The 19,488-nt window shown below is 40.3% G+C and carries 18 protein-coding genes; 14 read left to right on the top strand and 4 right to left on the bottom strand.

The window, feature by feature from the left end:
• Positions 1-37: 37 nt before the first annotated feature.
• Positions 38-178 carry a hypothetical protein gene (locus ACVIJU_RS15960; RefSeq protein ID WP_063387024.1) on the bottom strand — a complete coding sequence of 47 codons (141 nt, stop codon included), beginning with the start codon at positions 176-178 and terminating at the stop codon, positions 38-40.
• 131 nt (positions 179-309) lie between these two features.
• Positions 310-1,119 carry a Cof-type HAD-IIB family hydrolase gene (locus tag ACVIJU_RS15955; protein WP_130158455.1) on the bottom strand — a complete coding sequence of 270 codons (810 nt, stop codon included), beginning with the start codon at positions 1,117-1,119 and terminating at the stop codon, positions 310-312.
• Between the two features lie 129 nt (positions 1,120-1,248).
• Between ACVIJU_RS15955 and ACVIJU_RS15950 the strand changes: the two genes are divergently transcribed.
• The 11 genes from ACVIJU_RS15950 (at position 1,249) to clpB (ending at position 15,283) form a co-directional block, all read left to right on the top strand.
• On the top strand, positions 1,249-1,998 hold the full coding sequence (locus ACVIJU_RS15950; protein ID WP_066248429.1) for an alpha/beta fold hydrolase: 750 nt from the start codon (positions 1,249-1,251) through the stop codon (positions 1,996-1,998).
• A 66-nt stretch (positions 1,999-2,064) separates the two neighbouring features.
• Complete coding sequence (locus ACVIJU_RS15945; protein WP_063387022.1) at positions 2,065-2,373, top strand: metal-sulfur cluster assembly factor; 309 nt, start codon at positions 2,065-2,067, stop codon at positions 2,371-2,373.
• 329 nt (positions 2,374-2,702) lie between these two features.
• Complete coding sequence (argC, locus tag ACVIJU_RS15940) at positions 2,703-3,740, top strand: N-acetyl-gamma-glutamyl-phosphate reductase (protein ID WP_063387021.1); 1,038 nt, start codon at positions 2,703-2,705, stop codon at positions 3,738-3,740.
• Positions 3,741-3,758: 18 nt separating this feature from the next.
• Positions 3,759-4,979 carry a bifunctional ornithine acetyltransferase/N-acetylglutamate synthase gene (gene argJ, locus ACVIJU_RS15935; RefSeq protein WP_130158451.1) on the top strand — a complete coding sequence of 407 codons (1,221 nt, stop codon included), beginning with the start codon at positions 3,759-3,761 and terminating at the stop codon, positions 4,977-4,979.
• Positions 4,942-5,754 carry an acetylglutamate kinase gene (gene argB / locus ACVIJU_RS15930; RefSeq protein WP_456687767.1) on the top strand — a complete coding sequence of 271 codons (813 nt, stop codon included), beginning with the start codon at positions 4,942-4,944 and terminating at the stop codon, positions 5,752-5,754. Before argJ ends, argB begins: the two co-directional genes overlap by 38 nt.
• Complete coding sequence (locus tag ACVIJU_RS15925; RefSeq protein ID WP_066248379.1) at positions 5,751-6,908, top strand: acetylornithine transaminase; 1,158 nt, start codon at positions 5,751-5,753, stop codon at positions 6,906-6,908. Before argB ends, ACVIJU_RS15925 begins: the two co-directional genes overlap by 4 nt.
• 57 nt (positions 6,909-6,965) lie before the next feature.
• Positions 6,966-8,030 (top strand): carbamoyl phosphate synthase small subunit, encoded by a 1,065-nt coding sequence (locus ACVIJU_RS15920; RefSeq protein WP_063387018.1) that lies wholly within the window; start codon positions 6,966-6,968, stop codon positions 8,028-8,030.
• The gene (locus ACVIJU_RS15915) at positions 8,023-11,100 is read left to right on the top strand and encodes a carbamoyl phosphate synthase large subunit (protein WP_456687766.1); all 3,078 of its coding nucleotides are present in this window, start codon (positions 8,023-8,025) and stop codon (positions 11,098-11,100) included. Before ACVIJU_RS15920 ends, ACVIJU_RS15915 begins: the two co-directional genes overlap by 8 nt.
• Entirely contained in the window at positions 11,097-12,017 is a 921-nt protein-coding gene (argF, locus tag ACVIJU_RS15910; RefSeq protein ID WP_063387016.1) for an ornithine carbamoyltransferase, read from the top strand. The genes ACVIJU_RS15915 and argF overlap by 4 nt, the downstream gene beginning before the upstream one ends.
• A gap of 337 nt (positions 12,018-12,354) precedes the next feature.
• Entirely contained in the window at positions 12,355-12,534 is a 180-nt protein-coding gene (locus tag ACVIJU_RS15905) for a YjzC family protein (RefSeq protein ID WP_063387015.1), read from the top strand.
• Between the two features lie 109 nt (positions 12,535-12,643).
• A complete protein-coding gene (gene clpB, locus ACVIJU_RS15900) occupies positions 12,644-15,283 on the top strand; it encodes an ATP-dependent chaperone ClpB (RefSeq protein WP_456687765.1) in 2,640 nt (879 codons plus the stop codon).
• A 550-nt stretch (positions 15,284-15,833) separates the two neighbouring features.
• Here clpB and ACVIJU_RS15895 read toward each other — a convergent pair.
• The gene (locus ACVIJU_RS15895; RefSeq protein WP_063387013.1) at positions 15,834-16,016 is read right to left on the bottom strand and encodes a YjzD family protein; all 183 of its coding nucleotides are present in this window, start codon (positions 16,014-16,016) and stop codon (positions 15,834-15,836) included.
• Between the two features lie 146 nt (positions 16,017-16,162).
• Here ACVIJU_RS15895 and ACVIJU_RS15890 point away from each other — a divergent pair, with 146 nt between their 5' ends.
• The 3 genes from ACVIJU_RS15890 to ACVIJU_RS15880 all read left to right on the top strand — a co-directional run bounded on the left by ACVIJU_RS15890 (position 16,163) and on the right by ACVIJU_RS15880 (position 19,114).
• Positions 16,163-16,900, top strand: a complete 738-nt coding sequence (locus ACVIJU_RS15890) for a hypothetical protein (protein ID WP_311067038.1) — start codon at positions 16,163-16,165, stop codon at positions 16,898-16,900.
• Positions 16,901-17,151: 251 nt separating this feature from the next.
• Positions 17,152-17,889, top strand: coding sequence for a hypothetical protein (locus tag ACVIJU_RS15885; RefSeq protein WP_456687764.1), 738 nt, complete (start codon positions 17,152-17,154; stop codon positions 17,887-17,889).
• 274 nt (positions 17,890-18,163) lie between these two features.
• Positions 18,164-19,114: a BMP family ABC transporter substrate-binding protein gene (locus ACVIJU_RS15880; RefSeq protein WP_066248363.1), complete on the top strand. Its 951-nt coding sequence runs from the start codon at positions 18,164-18,166 to the stop codon at positions 19,112-19,114.
• A gap of 55 nt (positions 19,115-19,169) precedes the next feature.
• Here ACVIJU_RS15880 and ACVIJU_RS15875 read toward each other — a convergent pair whose 3' ends face one another.
• Positions 19,170-19,442, bottom strand: a complete 273-nt coding sequence (locus ACVIJU_RS15875) for a hypothetical protein (protein WP_063387009.1) — start codon at positions 19,440-19,442, stop codon at positions 19,170-19,172.
• Positions 19,443-19,488 lie beyond the last annotated feature (46 nt).

The raw sequence follows: 19,488 nt of genomic DNA, 5'->3' as shown, positions 1-19,488 counted from the left end.
CAGCCCTTAAAAGGATTCGAAAATGAACGGAAGGGCATTATCCTTCGAAGCTTGCTTCGTTATTGACTCTTGCTTCTGATTCGGCAAACGTCATACGGTATGGAAACTTTTCATCATGTTTTTTGACAGCACCTTTTCCTTGCTCAATGAATCGTTTCGATTTATTCCGTTTGCCCAAGTTTGAATCCCCCTTTTGATCATTGACGAAATGAGTTCGTCAATTATAGGGTATCCCTTTTTAAACACTAAATCCTTGTCAATTGTTGTGAGGTGTAAAAAGATAATCGAACTTTTGGACTTTTGCAAAGATTAAAGGGACAGCAATTCCTTTAAAAATTTTGCAACTCCGTCTTCTTCATTTGTCAGCGTAATTTCATCAGCAATCTCTTTGAGCGGCTCAATTCCGTTTCCCATTGCAACGCCTAATCCCGCATATTCGATCATTTCCAAATCATTGTCTTCGTCGCCAAAAGCGATAATTTGCTCTCGAGGGATATTGTAAAATTCGGCGATTTTTTGCAATCCGACTGCTTTATTAATGCCTGCTCGGATAATTTCAATAACATGCCACGGGTGAGCCCAGCTTCTGTGGTCTACAACTTCCGCATGAACTTCATTTAAATAATGGCGAATCCGCTTGACATTTTCTTCGTCTGAATGGATTAACATGCTTGTGACATCGCGATTTAAAACAGCTTTTAAGTTGCCGATTTCAATTTTCGGATTTCCTATACTGAAAATATCCAACCATTGTTCATTATGGTAATGAAAATAAACATGATCAAGCACTTCTGCTAAAATGTTATGGACTTGATGCTGTTCGGCGATTTCTACAATCTCTTTTACAACAGATACATCAAGGGTTGTATGATGAAATCCCCAGGATTCATCCAGCGGATGATGGACAAAGGCTCCGTTAAAATTGACAATCGGGGTTTTTAATTTTAATTCTTCGTAATACATTTTGCTCGAGCGGAACGGCCTTCCTGTTGAAATGCATATGATATGCCCTTCTTCTTGTGCTTTTTGCAAAACATTTTTTGTAAAAGGAGAAATCGTTTTGTCATCTTTCAGCAATGTGCCGTCTAAATCCAATGCGATTAAATGTTTTTTGGCCATAATCTCTCCTCATTTTTTGTTTTTATTTAGTGTATCTTTTTTCCATCTTTTTTGTCCACATGTTAAACTAATTTTAGCAAAAAAATAATGAAAGGAGCATCCTAATTGAAGGTCATTGTTGAGCATACGATGGCGGACAATATCCCTGTACTGCATGTATGCAAAGAAGATTTTATAAAAGATGAGCTGCCGCTTGTTGTGTTTATCCATGGATTTACGAGCGCAAAAGAGCATAATTTGCACATTGCCTATCTTTTGGCGGAAAAAGGTTTACGAGTAGTATTGCCTGATGCGAAATTTCACGGAGAGAGGGATGAGAATCTTTCAGAGGCTGACTTAAATTTAAATTTTTGGAATATTGTTATCAGTTCTGTTAAAGAGCTCGAAAAAATAAAAAATTATTTTTTTGAAAAAGAATTGATTGACGGGAAAAATATAGGGGTAGCGGGAACTTCCATGGGCGGTGTTGCTACACTTGGAGCGCTCACTCAATATCCGTGGATCAAAGCTGCTGTCAGTTTAATGGGCAGCCCAAATTATCAGGAATTTTTCAAATATCTTGTGGACTCCTATCAAAAAGCAGGCTATACCTTTCCGTTGTCTGAAGAAGAAATTCAGCAGCAATTCGATGCGTTGTATGAGTATGATTTATCCGTACATAAAGAAGCGTTATGCAACCGCCCCCTTTTGTTTTGGCACGGGATGAAGGATCAAGTTGTACCATTCGCTCCTACTTATCAATTTTATGAAGAGATAAAGCCGTTGTATGCTGACAATCCGGAACATTTGGCATTTATTGCGGAAAAGGATGCAGGGCATAAGGTGTCTCGAAAAGGGGTGCTAGAAACGGTTGAATGGTTTGTACGGCATTTGAGGTAGAAAATTTTTAATGTGACATTAACTTCGATATAATGTAATTAACGAATATAAGAGGAGTGGATCGAAATGGATGAAGCGCTGAAGGAAAATATAATGGGTGCTCTTGAACAAGTTATTGACCCAGAACTCGGCATTGACATTGTCAATTTAGGATTAATATATGATTTGGAACTGAACGATGAAGGAGTCCTCAAAGTAACTATGACATTGACGGCAATGGGATGCCCCCTTGCTGGAACAATTGTTCAACAAGTAAAAGCTGCGCTTGACGGAATTCCAGAAATCAAAGATGTCGATGTCAACATCGTTTGGAATCCACCTTGGACGAAGGACCGCATGTCCAGATACGCAAAAATTGCCTTGGGTATTCAATAAAAACTTGTGCAGACTGGCGGAAAAGGCCAGTCTTTTTTATTATGCAAATGTTTTATCAATTTGGCTGCAAGTGTCATTATGTTTTTTTTTTCGTCTTTATCGCTTCTTTTGTTTATCTCTCACCATAATGGAGCTTTTATCCCGAAACATAATTTGCATTTTTTCTTCAGCATGGCATATCCGGATAATTTGCAAGGGATTCCCTGCTCTCTACTACATTAAGAATCCTTGTTTTTGAACAGAAAAATTATAAATATACAATTGATTTTATTTTTATACAGTATTATAATGGTAACTAATTTAACGGAATGAATTGAAGGTGATTGAGGTTGAATATAGGAATTATCGGGGCAACAGGATATGGCGGTGTGGAACTTTATCGAATTTTAGCCAATCATCGGTATGTCGAAAACATTCATTTATATACATCTTCAGCAGAAAAAAAGAGCTATATTGACGAATATCCGCATTTATCCCATATAAAAGAAAATGAACTAAAACCGCTAGAGCCGGATCAAATAAAAGAAGAAAATGATGTTGTTTTTCTTGCGACGCCGTCGGGGATATCGGCTTCACTGACGCCGGAATTGCTTGACGATCAATTGAAAATCATCGACTTATCAGGCGATTTAAGGTTAAAAAACAGTGATGATTATGAAAAATGGTATAAAAAAGCACCAGCGCCTGAAATGCTTTTGCAGGAAGCGGTATACGGCTTGACAGAGCTGTATCGTGAGGATATTAAGAACGCTAAAATTTTGGCGAATCCTGGATGCTATCCAACTGCAACCTTGCTTGGCCTAGCACCGCTTGTGCGGGAAAAAATCGTCAAAGAGAACTCGATCATTGTTGATGCAAAATCGGGTGTTTCAGGTGCAGGTCGAAACGCGTCGCTTGCTACAAGCTTTGTTGAAATACAAGATAATTTCAAAATTTATAAAGTACATCAGCATCAGCATATACCGGAAATTGAACAGGAGCTTCATAAGTGGGACGAGAAAGTCGGCTTCATTTCGTTCAGCACCCACTTAGTGCCGATGACAAGAGGGATTATGGCGACAATGTATATTGAATTATTAGAAGAATGGAATACTTCAAAATTAGTAGATTTATATGAATCGTTTTATAAACATTCACCATTTGTGAGAGTGCGTACAAACGGAACGTTCCCAAGCACAAAGGAAGTGTACGGCTCGAATTATTGCGATATCGGTCTTGCATTTGATCAAAGAACAAGTCGGTTGACAGTCGTATCTGTCATTGACAATTTGATGAAAGGCGCTGCAGGGCAGGCAGTGCAAAATTTCAACATTATGTCAGGATTCCAAGAAAATGAAGGACTAAACTTTTTGCCAGTATATCCATAACATCAAGGAGGACTTCTAGTGACAACCAAAATAAGAAAAATAGACAACGGTTCAATTACAACACCGAAAGGCTTTTATGCAGGCGGCTATGAAGCGCACATCCGCTACACTCATAAAAAAGACATCGGCATCATTTATAGTGACGTTTCAGCAACAGCTGCAGCTGTTTACACACAAAACGTTGTGCAAGCTGCCCCAATTTTTGTGACAAAAGAGAGCATTGCAAAGGAAAACAAAATTCAAGCGGTGATTGTCAACAGCGGCAACGCCAATGCCTGTACAGGCGAAAAAGGTTTAAGCGATGCATACGCAATGCGGAAATGGACGGCTGAAAAGCTTGGAATTGCAGATCATCTTGTGGCTGTCGCTTCAACAGGAGTAATTGGCGAATATTTAAACATGGAAAAAGTCCAAGAGGGGATCAACAATATTGAATATGAACGTTCATCAGCAGGAGCCAAAAGCTTTGCCGAGGCTATTTTGACAACAGATACGTGTGAAAAGACTGCCTGCTATCAATTTGAAATCGAGGGAAAACAGGTGACCATCGGCGGAGCAGCAAAAGGATCGGGGATGATTCATCCCAACATGGCGACAATGCTCGGGTTTTTGACGACAGATGCGAATATCAATGAAAAATCGCTGCAGCAAGCTTTTCGAGAAGTTATCGATGAAACGTTTAATCAAATAACCGTTGACGGCGATACATCAACAAATGATATGGTACTTGTTTTAGCAAACGGAAAAGCTGAACACTCAATGCTGACGGAAGAGCATCCAGATTGGCCTGTTTTTAAAGAGGCGTTGAGAAAAGTAAGCGAAGATTTAGCAAAGCAAATTGCCAGAGACGGTGAAGGTGCGACAAAATTGATTGAAGTTTCTGTTAATGGGGCTAAATCAAAGCAGGAAGCGAACATCATTGCCAAGACGATTGTCGGATCCTCCCTCGTCAAAACTGCAATATATGGAAAAGATGCGAACTGGGGAAGAATCTTGTGCGCCGCCGGCTACAGCGGAGCGGAATTCGATCCGAATCAAATGGAAGTGTATCTCGGCCATATCTTATTATTTAAAAACGGATTGCCAGTTTCATTTTCGGAACAAGAAGCGATCCAATATTTGGATCAGGAAATCGTAGAAATCAAGGTAATGTTAAATAATGGTGAAGCACAAGGAAAAGCATGGGGATGTGATTTAACATATGAGTATGTCAAAATCAATGCAAGTTACCGGACTTGATAAACCGATTGTTGTCATTAAGCTTGGCGGCAGCATGCTGGAACAGCTGTCAGAAAGCTTTTTAGACAGCATAAAAGAACTGTTAACTACGAAACGGGTCATTATCGTCCACGGTGGAGGACCGGACATTAACAATATGTTGACAAAATTAAATGTAAAAAGCGAGTTTTACAACGGCATGCGTAAAACGACAAAAGAAGTGCTTGAAATTGCAGAAATGGTCCTTTCAGGAAAAATTAACAAACAGCTTACGGCTCTGTTGACACAAAAAAATGTGAAAGCAATCGGTCTTTCAGGCACTGATGGTCAGCTAATTGTCTCGTCATTTTTAGATGAAGAAAATCTTGGCTTTGTCGGCAAAGTCGAGCAGATTAATGATGAACTATTGCGTTCGCTGCTAATTCTTGACTATGTTCCAGTCATTGCCCCGATCGGCATAACGGCGGATGGGCAAAAATTAAATATCAACGCAGATCTGGCTGCTAGTGCAATTGCTGAAAAAATAAATGCGGAACAGCTGCTGTTTGTGACGAATGTTCCGGGAATTTTACATGACGGCAAGCTTATTGAAGAAGCAACGGAAACGATGATCGAAAAACTCATTGAACAGAAGGTTATTTACGGCGGGATGATTCCGAAAGTACAGGCGGCTTTAGATGCGCTTTCTGATCAGCTTGAGCATGTGATGATTGTGAGCGGCAACGACCGTATTTTTAAGGAAGGGAAAATGATCGGGACGAAAATTACGAAAAAACGAGAGGTCGTGGTCAAATGAGTTATTTATTTCCAACCTATGCGAAGTGGGATGTGGCGATTGAAAAAGCAGAAGGAAGCTATGCATATGATGCAAACGGAAAAAAATATTTAGATTTTATTTCCGGAATTGCTGTATGCAACCTGGGTCATTGTCCGAAGCAAGTGGCGGATGCCATCACTGAACAGCTGCAAAAGGTATGGCATACTTCTAATCTTTTTCATATCCCCCTTCAAGAAGAGGTTGCCAAGCAATTGGTGGAGCATTCAAGCGGAGATGCCGTATTTTTTGCGAACAGCGGCGCCGAAGCGAATGAAGCCGCCATTAAACTGGCTAGAAAACATACCGGCAAACATAAAATCATTACATTTTACCAGTCTTTTCACGGCAGAACATTTGCGACTATGACGGCTACTGCTCAAGAAAAAGTACATAAAGGGTTCGGTCCTCTCATTCCTACGTTCGAATATCTTCCTTACAATGATGCAGCTGCGGTGAAAAACATTCATGATGAGGATATAGCTGCTTTTATGCTGGAAGTGGTTCAGGGCGAGGGAGGAGTTATTCCTGCAACGAAGGAATTTTTACAGGCGGTAGAAGAAAAGTGCAGCGAGATCGGCGCATTATTCATCGTCGATGAGGTGCAAACTGGAATCGGACGCACCGGAAAAGCATTCGGCTACCAGCATTACGGCATTTCTCCGGATATTATCACTGTCGCCAAAGGATTGGGAAGCGGATTTCCTGTCGGAGCCATGATCGGAAAACAAGAATTGATCGAAAGTTTTTCACCGGGAACACACGGTTCAACGTTCGGCGGGAATTATTTGGCTATGGCAGCTGCGAAAGCAACTTTGGAAACTGTTTTTCAGCCAAGCTTTTTGCAAAGCGTTCAGGAAAAAGGTCAGCGGCTGTTCGAAGGTCTATCAGAACTCTTGAGAGATGTGCCTACTGTAAAAAAAGTGCGGGGTAAAGGATTGCTGCTTGGAATTGAGCTGGATATTGAGGTCAATAAAGTGCTTGCTTCTTTAAGAGAAGAAGGACTTCTAGCACTTTCAGCTGGATCCAATGTGTTACGGCTTCTTCCTCCGCTCACTGTTTCGAATGAAGAAATTGATTTAGGACTGGGCATTATTGCTTCTGTTTTGAAAAAAGAAAAAATCTTCTCTTCCTAAAAGAGGAGAATTTTCTTGCAAATTGTTGTATAAATATACATCAAAGAGGTGTTCAATATGCAAGGTTATCTTGTATTAGAAGATGGAACAGTTTTTGAAGGCAAGATGGATGAAATCGTGTCTCCTGTTAAAGGGGAACTCGTTTTTTATACAGGAATGACAGGATATCAAGAGGTGTTGACAGATCCTTCCTACAAAGATCAAATCGTCGTTTTTACGTATCCGCTTATTGGCAATTACGGCATCAATGATCAAGATTTTGAAAGCAAAAAGCCGCAGGTGAAAGGGGTCATCCTTTTTCAGCTGACTGAACACTATTCCCATTATAAAGCGAACCGTTCATTAAAAGACTATTTACAAAAATGGAATATTCCTTATTTAACAAATGTTGACACGAGAGCTGTTGTCAAACAAATCCGATCAAAAGGGACATTGCATGCGGTCATTTCAAAAGACAAACAATACGACTCTCAGGATAAGCTCTCCGATTTTCCGATTCGCGATGTTTCTGCAAGCGAAATCGAAACGTTTGGCAATGGTGCGACACACATTGCGCTAATTGATTTTGGATTTAAAAAATCGATTTTGAATTCTTTGCTGAAAAGAGGCTGTAAAGTTTCAGTCGTTCCGTTTCATCAAATGGAAAAAGTGTTTGAAATCAAGCCGCATGGCATCGTGCTGTCGAACGGACCGGGCGATCCAAAGCAAATGAAAAATTATTTTTCAACATTAAACCAATTGATGAAGCAATATCCGACGCTCGGGATTTGTTTAGGGAATCAGCTGATTGCCCTGTCGTTTGGCGGGAATACAACAAAGCTCAGATTCGGGCACCGCGGAGCAAACCATCCGGTAATTGATCAAAAAACAGGAAACGTATTTATTACATCACAAAACCACAGCTATGTGGTGGATAAAAAAAGCTTGGAAAAAACACCTCTTAAATTGCGATATACAAATGTCAATGACGGCTCAGTTGAAGGGCTTGAGCATGAAAAATTGAAAGTCATGTCTGTTCAATTTCATCCGGAAGCCCATCCAGGACCGGAAGATGCTAGTTTTATTTTTGATGAATTTTTAGACACATATGTAGCAGCAGGGAGAGAAAAAGTCTATGCCTAAAGATACATCATTAAACAAAATACTAGTGATCGGTTCAGGTCCGATCATTATCGGCCAAGCGGCGGAATTTGACTATTCTGGGACACAGGGATGCTTGGCGTTAAAAGAAGAAGGATTTGAAGTTGTACTTGTTAACAACAATCCTGCAACGATTATGACCGATACGAAAATTGCCGATGCGGTCTATTCAGAGCCGCTTACGGTGGAAAGCATTGAAAAAATAATTGCAAAAGAACGTCCAGACGGCCTTTTGGCAACATTGGGGGGGCAGACGGCTTTAAATCTAGCTGTGGAGCTTGATCAGGCAGGGATTTTGCAAAAATACGGTTTGAAACTGCTCGGAACCTCGATCGAATCGATTCAAAAAGGGGAGGACCGGGAGCTATTTCGAAAGCTGATGATTGATTTGAACGAGCCGATCCCGGAAAGCAAAATTGTGGAGGATGTTCCGTCCGCCCTTCAATTTGCTGATGAAATTGGTTTTCCGATTATCATTCGTCCGGCTTATACGCTTGGCGGCAAAGGCGGAGGCATCGCCTACAACCGAGAAGAGTTTATTTCCATTGTCACAAATGGACTTAAAATGAGCCCAATCAATCAAGTGCTTGTGGAAAGAAGCATTGCCGGATTTAAGGAAATCGAATATGAAGTGATGCGCGATGCAAAAGGTACTTGTATTACCGTCTGCAATATGGAAAACATTGATCCAGTCGGAATTCATACTGGGGATTCGATCGTTGTTGCTCCATCTCAAACATTAACAGATGAAGAATATCAAATGCTCCGGCAGGCGGCTTTGAAAATCATCGATGCATTAAAGGTGGTCGGGGGCTGCAACATTCAGTTTGCACTTGACCCTGAAAGCAAGCAATATTACGTGATTGAGGTCAACCCTAGGGTAAGTCGCTCTTCCGCACTTGCTTCGAAAGCGACCGGTTACCCAATTGCCAGAATGGCTGCAAAGCTAGCTGTTGGCTACTCATTAGCGGAGCTGAAGAACCCGTTAACGATGTCGACATATGCCAGCTTTGAACCTGCACTTGACTATGTAGTTGTCAAATTTCCGCGCTGGCCGTTTGATAAATTTACAAAAGCAGATCGGAAGCTTGGAACAAAGATGAAAGCAACCGGCGAAGTGATGGCGATCGAACGGACGATGGAAGCCGCTCTGCAAAAAGCTGCGGAATCGTTGGAATTAAATAATATCGGCATTTATTTGCCTAAGCTTGTGAAAGAAGATACGTCAGCTCTTATTAACCGCCTCCAGCATGCAGATGATGAACGCTTTTTCATCTTAATGGAGCTGTTAAGAAGAGGAGTTTCCATAGATGAGCTTCACAGCCAGACAAAAATTGACTATTATTTCTTGCATGTTTTCAACCATCTAATTGAACTTGAAGGAAAAGCGAAAAAAGAAAAGCTGTCTCCAAACCTTTTAAAAGAACTGAAATTTTTCGGCTTTTCCGACCGTTCGATTTCATATTGGCAAAAGACAGAAGAAAAAGAAATCCGAAAGCTCCGCAAAGAGTGGGGGATTAAAGCCATATTCAAAATGGTTGATACATGTGCAGCAGAATTTGAAGCGAGAACAAATTATTTCTATTCTACGTACGTTTTCGGTGAAAACGAAGCTGTCTCCACAAGAGGAAAGAAGAAGGCGCTTGTCATTGGTTCCGGCCCGATTCGCATCGGACAGGGAGTTGAGTTTGATTACAGTGCTGTTCACTGCATTCAAACATTGCAAAAGCTTGGATATGACGCGATCATGATCAACAATAATCCTGAGACGGTCAGCACTGATTATGAAACAGCGGATCGATTATATTTTGAGCCGTTAACAGTAGAACATATATTAAATGTTGTTGAAAATGAAAACATTGACGTAACGCTCGTCCAATTTGGCGGCCAGACGGCGATCAACTTAGCGGAGAAGCTTGAAAAAGCAGGCGTGAAGCTGCTTGGTACAACTTCTGAGCTTCTGGACATATTGGAGGATCGAGAAAGATTTTATCAGCTATTAGACGAAACGAATATCCCGCACATTCAAGGAGCAATGGCACATACAAAAGAGGAGGCGATATCGGAAGCGAAAAAGCTGCGGTATCCGATCCTGTTAAGACCTTCATATGTTATTGGCGGAAAAGGCATGGTGAAGGTAAAAAATCAAGAAGAGCTGCTTTCGTTAGTGGAGCAGACGGACGAAAATCATTTTCCTCTTCTTTTAGATGAATTCCTTTTTGGTCAGGAAGCGGAGGTTGATTTAATAGCTGACGGGAAAAATGTGTTTATTCCGGGATTTATGGAGCATATCGAGCCCGCTGGTGTTCATTCTGGCGATAGTTATGCGATTTTTCCAGCTGTGTCGTTGTCAAAAGAAATAAAAGAAAAAATGACCGACTATGCGGAAAGAATGGTTCAACATTTGCAATATAAAGGCATTATGAACATTCAATTTTTAATTGATGGTCAGGACGTTTATGTGCTGGAAGTGAATCCGCGTGCGAGCCGGACTGTGCCGATCGTCAGCAAAGTTACCGGAGTGCCGTTAGTAGATCTTGCGACAACCATTTTAACCGGAAAAATGTTAACTGACTTACATCCTCAAATAGCAGCCCATGAATATGTGGCTATTAAATATCCGGTATTTTCAACGCACGCCCATTCAGATGTCGATATGAAACTAGGTCCGGAAATGAAATCGACGGGCGAAGGAATGTGTGTCGGCAAATCTGTGGAGGAAGCGATGCGGAAGGTATTCGATCATTTATTTCCAATTCATTCGGACGGTATTTTTGTGGATGGAGATAAGAAAGATGATGTACTCGATTATATAAAACCGGTAACGGATAATTTTGAAAGTTGGCTTGAGAAAAAAGAAGCGGTGCTTTATTATAATCCGGAAGAAAACGATCAGGCAAAGGCAAGACGACAAAAAGCGCTTGAACGAGGAATTATGGTATTGACGGAAGAAGCATCATTTCAGGCATTTTTAAGTGCACTAACAGTTAGCAAATACACGCCTATTTCTTTACATGAACTGTCAGATAAAGGAGTCGAAATGAGTTTATGAGCACACTTAAAGGTCGTAACGTTTTAAAGCTGCTTGATTTTACATCAGAAGAAATTCAATATTTGCTCGAGGAAGCATTGAAATTAAAGCAAAATCCGCTATCAAACGTCCTTCATGGGAAAACGCTGGCGATGATTTTCGAAAAATCATCCACTCGAACTCGTGTCTCCTTTGAAGTAGGAATGCTGCAATTAGGGGGACATGCGCTTGCTCTTTCTTCAAAAGAGCTTCAGCTCGGGCGCGGTGAGACAATCGCTGATACAGCGAGAGTATTGTCGCGATATGTGGATGCCATTCTTCTCCGCACAACTGACCACAATCGGGTCAAAGAGCTTGCCGAATATGCAACTGTCCCTGTCATCAATGGTTTGTGCGACTTGTACCATCCTTGCCAAGCGTTAGCTGATTTATTGACAATTTATGAGCTGAAAGGCAAATTTTCAGGCGTAAAAGTCGTTTATGTTGGCGACGGCAACAATGTAGCCCACTCCCTTATGGTTGGCTGCGCAAAAGTTGGCGCTCATTTTACGATCGCAGCCCCAGAAGGCTATGAACCAAATGAAAGCATTTTGAAACAGGCGAAAGAAATTGCTGGCGAAACGGGCGGGAAAGTCGAATTAATTCATAATCCAGACGAAGCGGTTCAGGATGCTGATATTATTTATACGGACGTTTGGGTCAGCATGGGACAGGAAGAAGAAACAGAAGCAAGAATGAAAGCATTTAAACCGTTTCAAGTAAATCAATCCTTGCTGGCAAAAGCAAAACGAGATGTAAGCTTCCTTCACTGCCTGCCGGCTGCGCGCGGTTTGGAAGTGACAGATGAAGTGATGGACGGAAGCCAATCAGCGGTATTTTTGCAGGCCGAAAACCGCCTTCATGCGCAAAAAGCAATTTTAAAAGAAATTATGGCTTAACAAGATCTTTCGTTGATAAAGCAGGATGATCTCCTGCTTTTTTCTTTTGAAACCGGGGCGAAAGGTTTTACTCTACTGCATATATATCCAGACAAAAAAGAACGATAATTGTAAATAATGATTCTCGCAGAAACAGTAAAAAGAGCTTTTGATCCAGCATTCGGTGCTTGAACGCTTAAACGATTTTTTCAAAAGGATGCCATATGCAGTGAGCTCGATTTTGGGTGTTGAGTAAAGTTTCGAAGTACATCACATAATGAAAATTATCAAAGGTGTTTCTGTCTATACATGAAAAATCTTCTGATAGCCAACAATAATGTCCAAGGAGGGATGATTCATGGGTCAAAATCGTCAATTCAGGCCTGGTCAAAAAGCACCTAACAACGGAATTTACATCGAAGTCGGCGAGACCGGATCGATGGTGGTCGATCCCAAAAAGGTTGAACTCAAAGCAGGAGATCGATTCCCCGAAACATCCAACCATAATCGGGTTTGGACCTATAAGCGCAAGCCGTAATATTTCGAACAACGCTAAGCCATTCGGAAAACGAATGGCTTTACTTGATTTATAAAGAAGTTATAATAAAATTAAAGGTCAAAAAAAGTCAAAATAGGGGCGTTTCGGTATGGATGTAAATCAATTCACGGAGAAGCTGCAAAAAGGTCTGGTAGAAGCTCAAAAAATCGCAAAAGAACATGAACATCAAGAAGTGGATGAATTTCATATTTTACTTGCTTTTCTGCGGCAGTCTGACGGGATTTTTCCAAGAATTTTAGAAAAACTTAAATGCCCTGTACAACAAATTGAGGCAGCGATCAACGAGTATTTACAAAAAAAGCCGAAAGTATCTGTTCACGGAAACGGTGAGGTAAATATTTATATTTCCCGTACTCTTTCAGAAGCTTTTGCAAAAGCGGACGAAATAAGGAAAGATTTTCAAGATGATTATTTATCAGTTGAACATATTATATTGGCATTTTCCGAATCGAGCTCAAAAGAAGTGAGAGAGCTTTTTCAGCAATATCACTTAACAAAAGCTGCCATATTGAAAGTGTTAAAGGAAATAAGGGGGAATGCTCGGGTGACATCACCTAATCCAGAAAGCACTTATGAAGTATTGGAGAAATACGGCCGTGATTTAGTTAAAGAGGTGAAAGAAGGAAAAATTGACCCTGTCATTGGCCGTGATCAAGAAATTCGGCGCGTGATCCGAATTTTATCAAGAAAAACGAAAAACAACCCGGTGTTAATCGGTGAACCAGGGGTTGGAAAAACAGCGATCGTGGAAGGATTAGCCCATCGGATTGTACGAAAAGATGTACCGGAGGGATTAAAAGATAAAACAATATTTGCTTTAGATATGAGCTCGCTCATTGCGGGAGCCAAGTTTCGCGGAGAATTTGAAGAAAGATTAAAAGCCGTTTTGCAAGAAATTAAAAGGAGCGATGGACGGATTATTTTATTTATTGATGAATTGCACACAATAGTCGGGGCTGGCAAAACAGAAGGAGCGATGGATGCCGGCAACATGTTAAAGCCGATGCTTGCGAGAGGTGAGCTGCACTGCATAGGAGCAACGACACTTGATGAACATCGCAAGTATATTGAAAAAGATCCGGCGCTTGAGCGGCGTTTTCAACAGGTGCTTGTGAGCGAACCGTCTGTGGAAGACACGATTTCCATTTTACGAGGACTAAAAGAGCGGTTTGAAATCCATCATGGAGTCAAAATTCATGATTCGGCGATTGTAGCTGCGAGTGAGCTCTCGCACCGCTATATTACAGAACGCTTCCTGCCTGATAAAGCGATTGATTTAATCGATGAAGCATGCGCGATGATCCGCACGGAAATAGATTCAATGCCGACAGAACTTGATGAAGTGACGAGAAGGATTATGCAGCTTGAAATTGAAGAGGCTGCATTGAAAAAAGAAACGGATGACATCAGCCGAATCAGATTGGAAGAGTTGCAAAAGGAACTTGCAAATTTAAAAGAGAAAGCAAATGAAATGAAGGCGAAATGGCAGCTTGAAGTCGAAGGTATTCAACAGCTTAGAAGCTTGAGGGAAGAGCTGGAAAAAGCACGCAGAGATTTAGCTGATGCTGAAAATGAATACGATTTAAACAAAGCGGCTGAGCTGCGCCATGGAAAAATTCCGGCGCTGGAAAAACAAATCAAACAGCTGGAAGAAGAAATGAAGCAGAAAGAGGAAAACAAGATGCTTCGCGAGGAAGTAACAGAAGAGGAAATTGCCGGTATTGTGTCAAGATGGACTGGCATTCCGGTAGCAAAGCTTGTACAAGGGGAAAGAGAAAAGCTTCTGAAGCTTGAACAAATATTAAAAGAAAGGGTCATCGGGCAAGACGAAGCGGTTGAATTAGTATCGGATGCAGTTTTGCGTGCTCGGGCAGGCATAAAAGATCCGAACAGGCCGATCGGCTCCTTCCTCTTTTTAGGTCCGACAGGGGTCGGGAAAACGGAGCTGGCGAAAGCATTGGCAGAAGCTCTTTTTGACAGCGAGGACGAAATAGTCCGCATTGATATGTCGGAGTATATGGAAAAACATTCTGTCTCAAGGCTGATCGGCGCACCTCCGGGTTATGTCGGATATGAAGAAGGAGGACAGCTGACGGAAAAAGTTCGGAGACATCCGTACTCGGTTATATTACTGGACGAAATCGAAAAGGCTCACCCAGAAGTGTTTAACATATTGCTGCAAATGCTTGATGACGGCAGGGTGACCGATTCGAAAGGAAGAACAGTTGATTTTAAAAATACAGTGATCATTATGACATCCAACATCGGTTCTCAGCATTTGCTCTCCGGTTTAAATGATGAGGGGGAAATAACAGACGAAGCGAAAAAGAAAGTTCTTGATGAGCTTTCCATGCATTTCCGGCCAGAATTTTTAAACCGGATTGATGACACGATCCTGTTCAAGCCTTTAACAATGAACGAAGTAAAAGGAATAGTAGAAAAGCTTTTAAAAGAGCTTCAAGCGCGCCTATCCCATAAACAACTTACACTAAAGATTACAGATGAAGCGAAGGAATTCATTGCAAAAAGAGGATTTGATCCTGTATTTGGCGCACGGCCGCTGAAACGGTTTATTCAAAAGCATGTAGAGACAAAACTTGCGAAAGCGGTTATTGCTGGAACCGTTCATGATCGTGACCAAGTTCTGTTAGGGGTAGAAAATGAAGAAATTGTTGTAAAAACGGATTTGCATGCTCATGAGAAGAGCGGAGCAGCAAAATTAGAATAGCTATAAATGGATATTAAAACCCTTCTCAATCGAGGAGGGTTCTTTTTTTGTGCGGACCATGTCGACATAGGAAACTATGTCCTGGCGGTGGGGAATCTGATTCGGAGACTAAAAACAGGGCGAGATTCCTATCAGGCTAGTTTCATGGGGAGTTTTTCACAACTAAGCAAAGCCCGATTCTGCCTAAAAGACTAGAAAACTATAATTGGAAAAACGTAGTGATTTATAAGTTTTTTCCGCCAATCTTAGTTGTGCTGACGTATACGTAACAGCTTCATGTAAATTTGCTAGGCTGAACTGAAATCTTAATTATACTGACATATATGTTAACTGGTAGGGACCTGTCCAAAGACAAACCCCCATTGAAAACAAAAAATCACAGGGGATGTCTTAAGCCCAAAAATGACTTACTTAGACTATCCCCTTTTTTTTTGAATTTGTCTATATTATGACGTAACAAGTGAGGCTTCGCCGATAGCAGCAGGCATCTAATCGCTGATTTTCGTTTTAAATAAAAAGAAATTGGCAATTCGCCAATTTCGACAAATTCTTAATGCTCTTCTGAAGGTTCAGCCGGAATTAACTCCCCAATTATAAAGAGAAGTACGGTAAAAACAACAGAGATTATAATTGCTGTTGAAAAATGGAATGCAGAGCCTGTCATGGAAGAAACAACATAGCTGGCCATGTTGACAAGCAAAAACGTCCAAAAAAATGTTGCGAAATATCTCATTATCTTCACCTCGTTTATTCCTGTCTTTACTTATATTATCATACAACATTTTTCATGAAAACGGTTGTTTCGCGATTTTTTTGCGAGCCTTTTTGACATTTCGTACATACATTATAAAAGGTCATCGATGGAAAGGTGGTGGGCAAATGGAAGGTGTTTCGGAAAGATTTTTTCAAATTGAAAACGAGTGGAATGTCATTCATCTTCCGGAAAAGCCGAACGGATTCGGCATCTTGATCATTGGCGATCGAACCCATTTTGTTGAAAATGGTTCAAGCTACTGGTTGGAGCATTACGGGCGGCGTCAGCTGATCAATACGTTAAAAAGCTGCGGATATACATTGTTTCATTCCAATCTTTACGGACGCCATTGGGGCAGCTCTCACGCCGTTTTGTTGGCAAAACAGCTTTATCATCTTGTCATGAAACAAGAAATTTTAAATAAAAAAATCCATATACTGTCTGAAGGTATAGGAGCACTCGTTGCGCTGCAGTTGATGGAAGAGATGCCAAATTCCATCCGTTCATCGGTGATGATCAATCCTTGTTTGGACATAAAAGCCCAAATAGCGGAAGAGAAAAAGAATAAATTTTTTTACAAACAAATGATAAAAGAACTATCAAAAGCTTACCAATTAGATGAAAAAGCTGTCACCCATTATCCCTTTGTCCGTATACAAGACTTTGTATCAAAAATACCTGTAGGCATCTGGCAGAAAATGAACGGGGGAAGCTATTCCTATAAAATTCATGGAAAAAAATATGAGGAATGGAGAAAGCAGCTGAAAGCTCCAATTCAATTCACATTTTATTTCCAGGAAAATATAAATCGGATCCATGATATGATAAGAAGTTTTTACAAAGAGCATGAAAGAATCTTATAGAAATGGAATTGAGGCCTGGGCGAAAATGCTCAATAAGTGAGCAGGCTGCCCCCTTTTTGTTTGAAAAGGGCATTGGACTAATCTCTTCTTTTTTCGCATACGATACAATAATAGTTTTTTCATAAAGGAGGTTTTCAAAATGTCAACTGCGCTTAAAGCAGTGTAAACATATTTTAATTGTTGGGGTTCATCAATTTGAAGGCTTTCATATATGTTCAAAACTGGTAGAGGAAGGATTACTAGTCGATGGAGTGGTAATCGTTCCTAAAAATCCGTTGCAAAAAAAAATATGCGAAGAAGAAATGATGTGGCTCGGGCGGAACGCACATTTTCATTTATTGGAAGAAGACAGCTGGATAGAGGATGCTTCCAAAAAGCAATATGATTTGATTTATTATTGTCAAACAGATCATCAACCGATAGACGATGAAGCTGAAAAACACCGATTGGAAAAAACGGTCGAAATCGCATCCCTCAAGCAGACTCCGATTATTTTTATATTTTCTCTTGAAGGAGAAAATCCGCTGGAATATAGGGATGAAGAAATTGACAGCTGGATGCAGCAAATAGGACAAAAATGGACTTTCCCTTATTTATTTGTTTATCTTCCAACCGTTTTCGGACCTTGGCAGCCGCTAGGCCATTGGATTTCGAACAGTTTGTTGGAATGTACAGGCATCAGCCGTTCCAAGACGAATGCGAATGAAAAAATTGTCATTCGCGACATTCTTCATATTGATGAAATAGTTCCGGTGTTAACAGAATTTGACGAAGATTTGTTTGCGAAAAAAACAATTTACTTGATTTCCGACGACAAAGAGCGCATCAAGAAGGTGATGAGCTTTTTTGACATTTTTCATTACATTTACAAGCCTATATCGAAAAGCGAACATCATTTAGTTGTTCCAAAGACGGTCGAAAACATTGAAAAGAGTTTGCAAGAATTAAAAGATTTTTTCCTGCAAAATACACGCAGACTTTATACCTAAATATAAAATTTCTTTACTTCATTGACGGCGTATAGCAAAATAAAAGAGGAATGAAGTGAAACGTGAAAATTTTAGTACTAAATATACATCGTGTTAAAGAGGAAGCTTCCTAGAGAAACGCCTCATAAGCTATATTTCGTGACAATCAAATTGACCGTAAATTCAAAAGATCGTTTTGAACTTAGCTGAGATCGATATGTAATCATTTCGATTATTGAGAAACCTCACCATTTCAATGATGATGCAGTTCACTGGTTTAAAGGAGTTGCTTGGTATGTATAAAAAAATGTTTGTGATCATTTTTATTTTATTATTTCTCGTTGGCTGCGGACAAGCATCAGAAAAAGGAAAACTGAAAAAGGTGGGTTTGCTCGTTCCTGAAACGATTAATGATCAAGTTTGGGGGACAAAAGGGTATAAAGGGCTGTTAAAAATTCAGTCTGAGCTGAATGTAGATGTTTTTTATAAAGAAGGAATGAATTCCGAAGCGGCGGTGAGGGAGGCGGTCGAAGAATTTCACGGAAAGGGAGTTAATTTAATTATCGGGCACGGTCACGAATATGAGGGTTTTTTTAGAGATTTGCTGGATCAATATCCAGATATTCATTTCGTTTTTTTTAATGGTGATGCAAAAGGCCCGAATGCCACAAGTTTAAATTTTGAGGCGCATGCCATGGGCTTTTTCGCAGGAATGGTGGCAGCACATATGACAAAAACAAACGAAATCGGAATTATTGCCGCTTTTGAGTGGCAGCCTGAAGTGGAGGGGTTTTATCAAGGGGCGCAATTTGAAAATCCAAACGTAACCATTCACATTGAATATGTCCAAGGGTTTGATCATGTTGACTTGGCGCTTGAGAAGCTCGATAAGCTTGTCGCAGAAAATGTAGATGTTGTTTATCCGGCAGGCGACAGATACAACGTGCCAGTGATCGAAAAAGTGAAGGAAAAAGGAATATATTCAATTGGCTTTGTTTCAGATCAAAGTGATTTGGGCGAACAAATGGTTTTAACAAGCACAGTACAGCATGTGGATGAGTTGTATTTATTAGTCGCAAAAAAATTTATAAAAGGCGAACTGGAAAGCGGGAATTTATATTTTGATTTTCAAGATGGTGTGATTGATTTAGGGAAGTTCAGCCCTCTAGTAGATAAAGAATTTAAAAATAAAGTTTTAAAATATGTGGAAGAATATAAGAAAACAGGGAAATTGCCTAACGAATAATGCTATGGTGAGATAAATAAAATAAAAATTTTGGGGGATGGTTGAATTCATCCCCTTAATTTTTAAATAGTTTTTTAATTTGATTGACGAACGGCTTTATTTCTTTAATAATTGGCTTCAGCTCAGATAATTTTGTCACAATATCATCGACTTGCTCAAAAATTTTTTGATAGTCTGATTGCTCGTTTTGCTCGTTTTTTTCGGAAGTTTTTTCAGAATGAACCGGAAGCTGCCGGCCGAACATAAATTGGGTAAAAAAATCGGGTTCTGGTGCTTCTGCTTTCTCTTTTTCATCTTCCTGCCGCTCGTTTACGTTTTCATCACTCATTCCCGTTTCACCTTCCGTTCTTTTTTCCTTTTCATCCTATTTTATG

The sequence above is a fragment of the Aeribacillus sp. SP014 genome, assembly GCF_054055575.1.
The sequence above is the reverse complement of the archived record's forward strand: the minus strand, read 5'-3'. Positions and strand labels throughout refer to the sequence as shown.

What these genes read in the sequence shown, in the direction of transcription:
- ACVIJU_RS15920 (WP_063387018.1), top strand. Translation starts at nt 6,966, where the DNA reads ATGCAAGGTTATCTTGTATTAGAAGATGGAACAGTTTTTGAAGGCAAG.
- ACVIJU_RS15890 (WP_311067038.1), top strand. Translation starts at nt 16,163, where the DNA reads ATGGAAGGTGTTTCGGAAAGATTTTTTCAAATTGAAAACGAGTGGAAT.
- ACVIJU_RS15880 (WP_066248363.1), top strand. Translation starts at nt 18,164, where the DNA reads ATGTATAAAAAAATGTTTGTGATCATTTTTATTTTATTATTTCTCGTT.
- argF (WP_063387016.1), top strand. Translation starts at nt 11,097, where the DNA reads ATGAGCACACTTAAAGGTCGTAACGTTTTAAAGCTGCTTGATTTTACA.
- argB (WP_456687767.1), top strand. Translation starts at nt 4,942, where the DNA reads ATGAGTATGTCAAAATCAATGCAAGTTACCGGACTTGATAAACCGATT.
- ACVIJU_RS15895 (WP_063387013.1), bottom strand. Translation starts at nt 16,016, where the DNA reads ATGAGATATTTCGCAACATTTTTTTGGACGTTTTTGCTTGTCAACATG.
- ACVIJU_RS15875 (WP_063387009.1), bottom strand. Translation starts at nt 19,442, where the DNA reads ATGAGTGATGAAAACGTAAACGAGCGGCAGGAAGATGAAAAAGAGAAA.
- ACVIJU_RS15950 (WP_066248429.1), top strand. Translation starts at nt 1,249, where the DNA reads ATGGCGGACAATATCCCTGTACTGCATGTATGCAAAGAAGATTTTATA.
- ACVIJU_RS15955 (WP_130158455.1), bottom strand. Translation starts at nt 1,119, where the DNA reads ATGGCCAAAAAACATTTAATCGCATTGGATTTAGACGGCACATTGCTG.
- clpB (WP_456687765.1), top strand. Translation starts at nt 12,644, where the DNA reads ATGGATGTAAATCAATTCACGGAGAAGCTGCAAAAAGGTCTGGTAGAA.
- ACVIJU_RS15905 (WP_063387015.1), top strand. Translation starts at nt 12,355, where the DNA reads ATGGGTCAAAATCGTCAATTCAGGCCTGGTCAAAAAGCACCTAACAAC.
- ACVIJU_RS15925 (WP_066248379.1), top strand. Translation starts at nt 5,751, where the DNA reads ATGAGTTATTTATTTCCAACCTATGCGAAGTGGGATGTGGCGATTGAA.
- ACVIJU_RS15915 (WP_456687766.1), top strand. Translation starts at nt 8,023, where the DNA reads ATGCCTAAAGATACATCATTAAACAAAATACTAGTGATCGGTTCAGGT.
- ACVIJU_RS15945 (WP_063387022.1), top strand. Translation starts at nt 2,065, where the DNA reads ATGGATGAAGCGCTGAAGGAAAATATAATGGGTGCTCTTGAACAAGTT.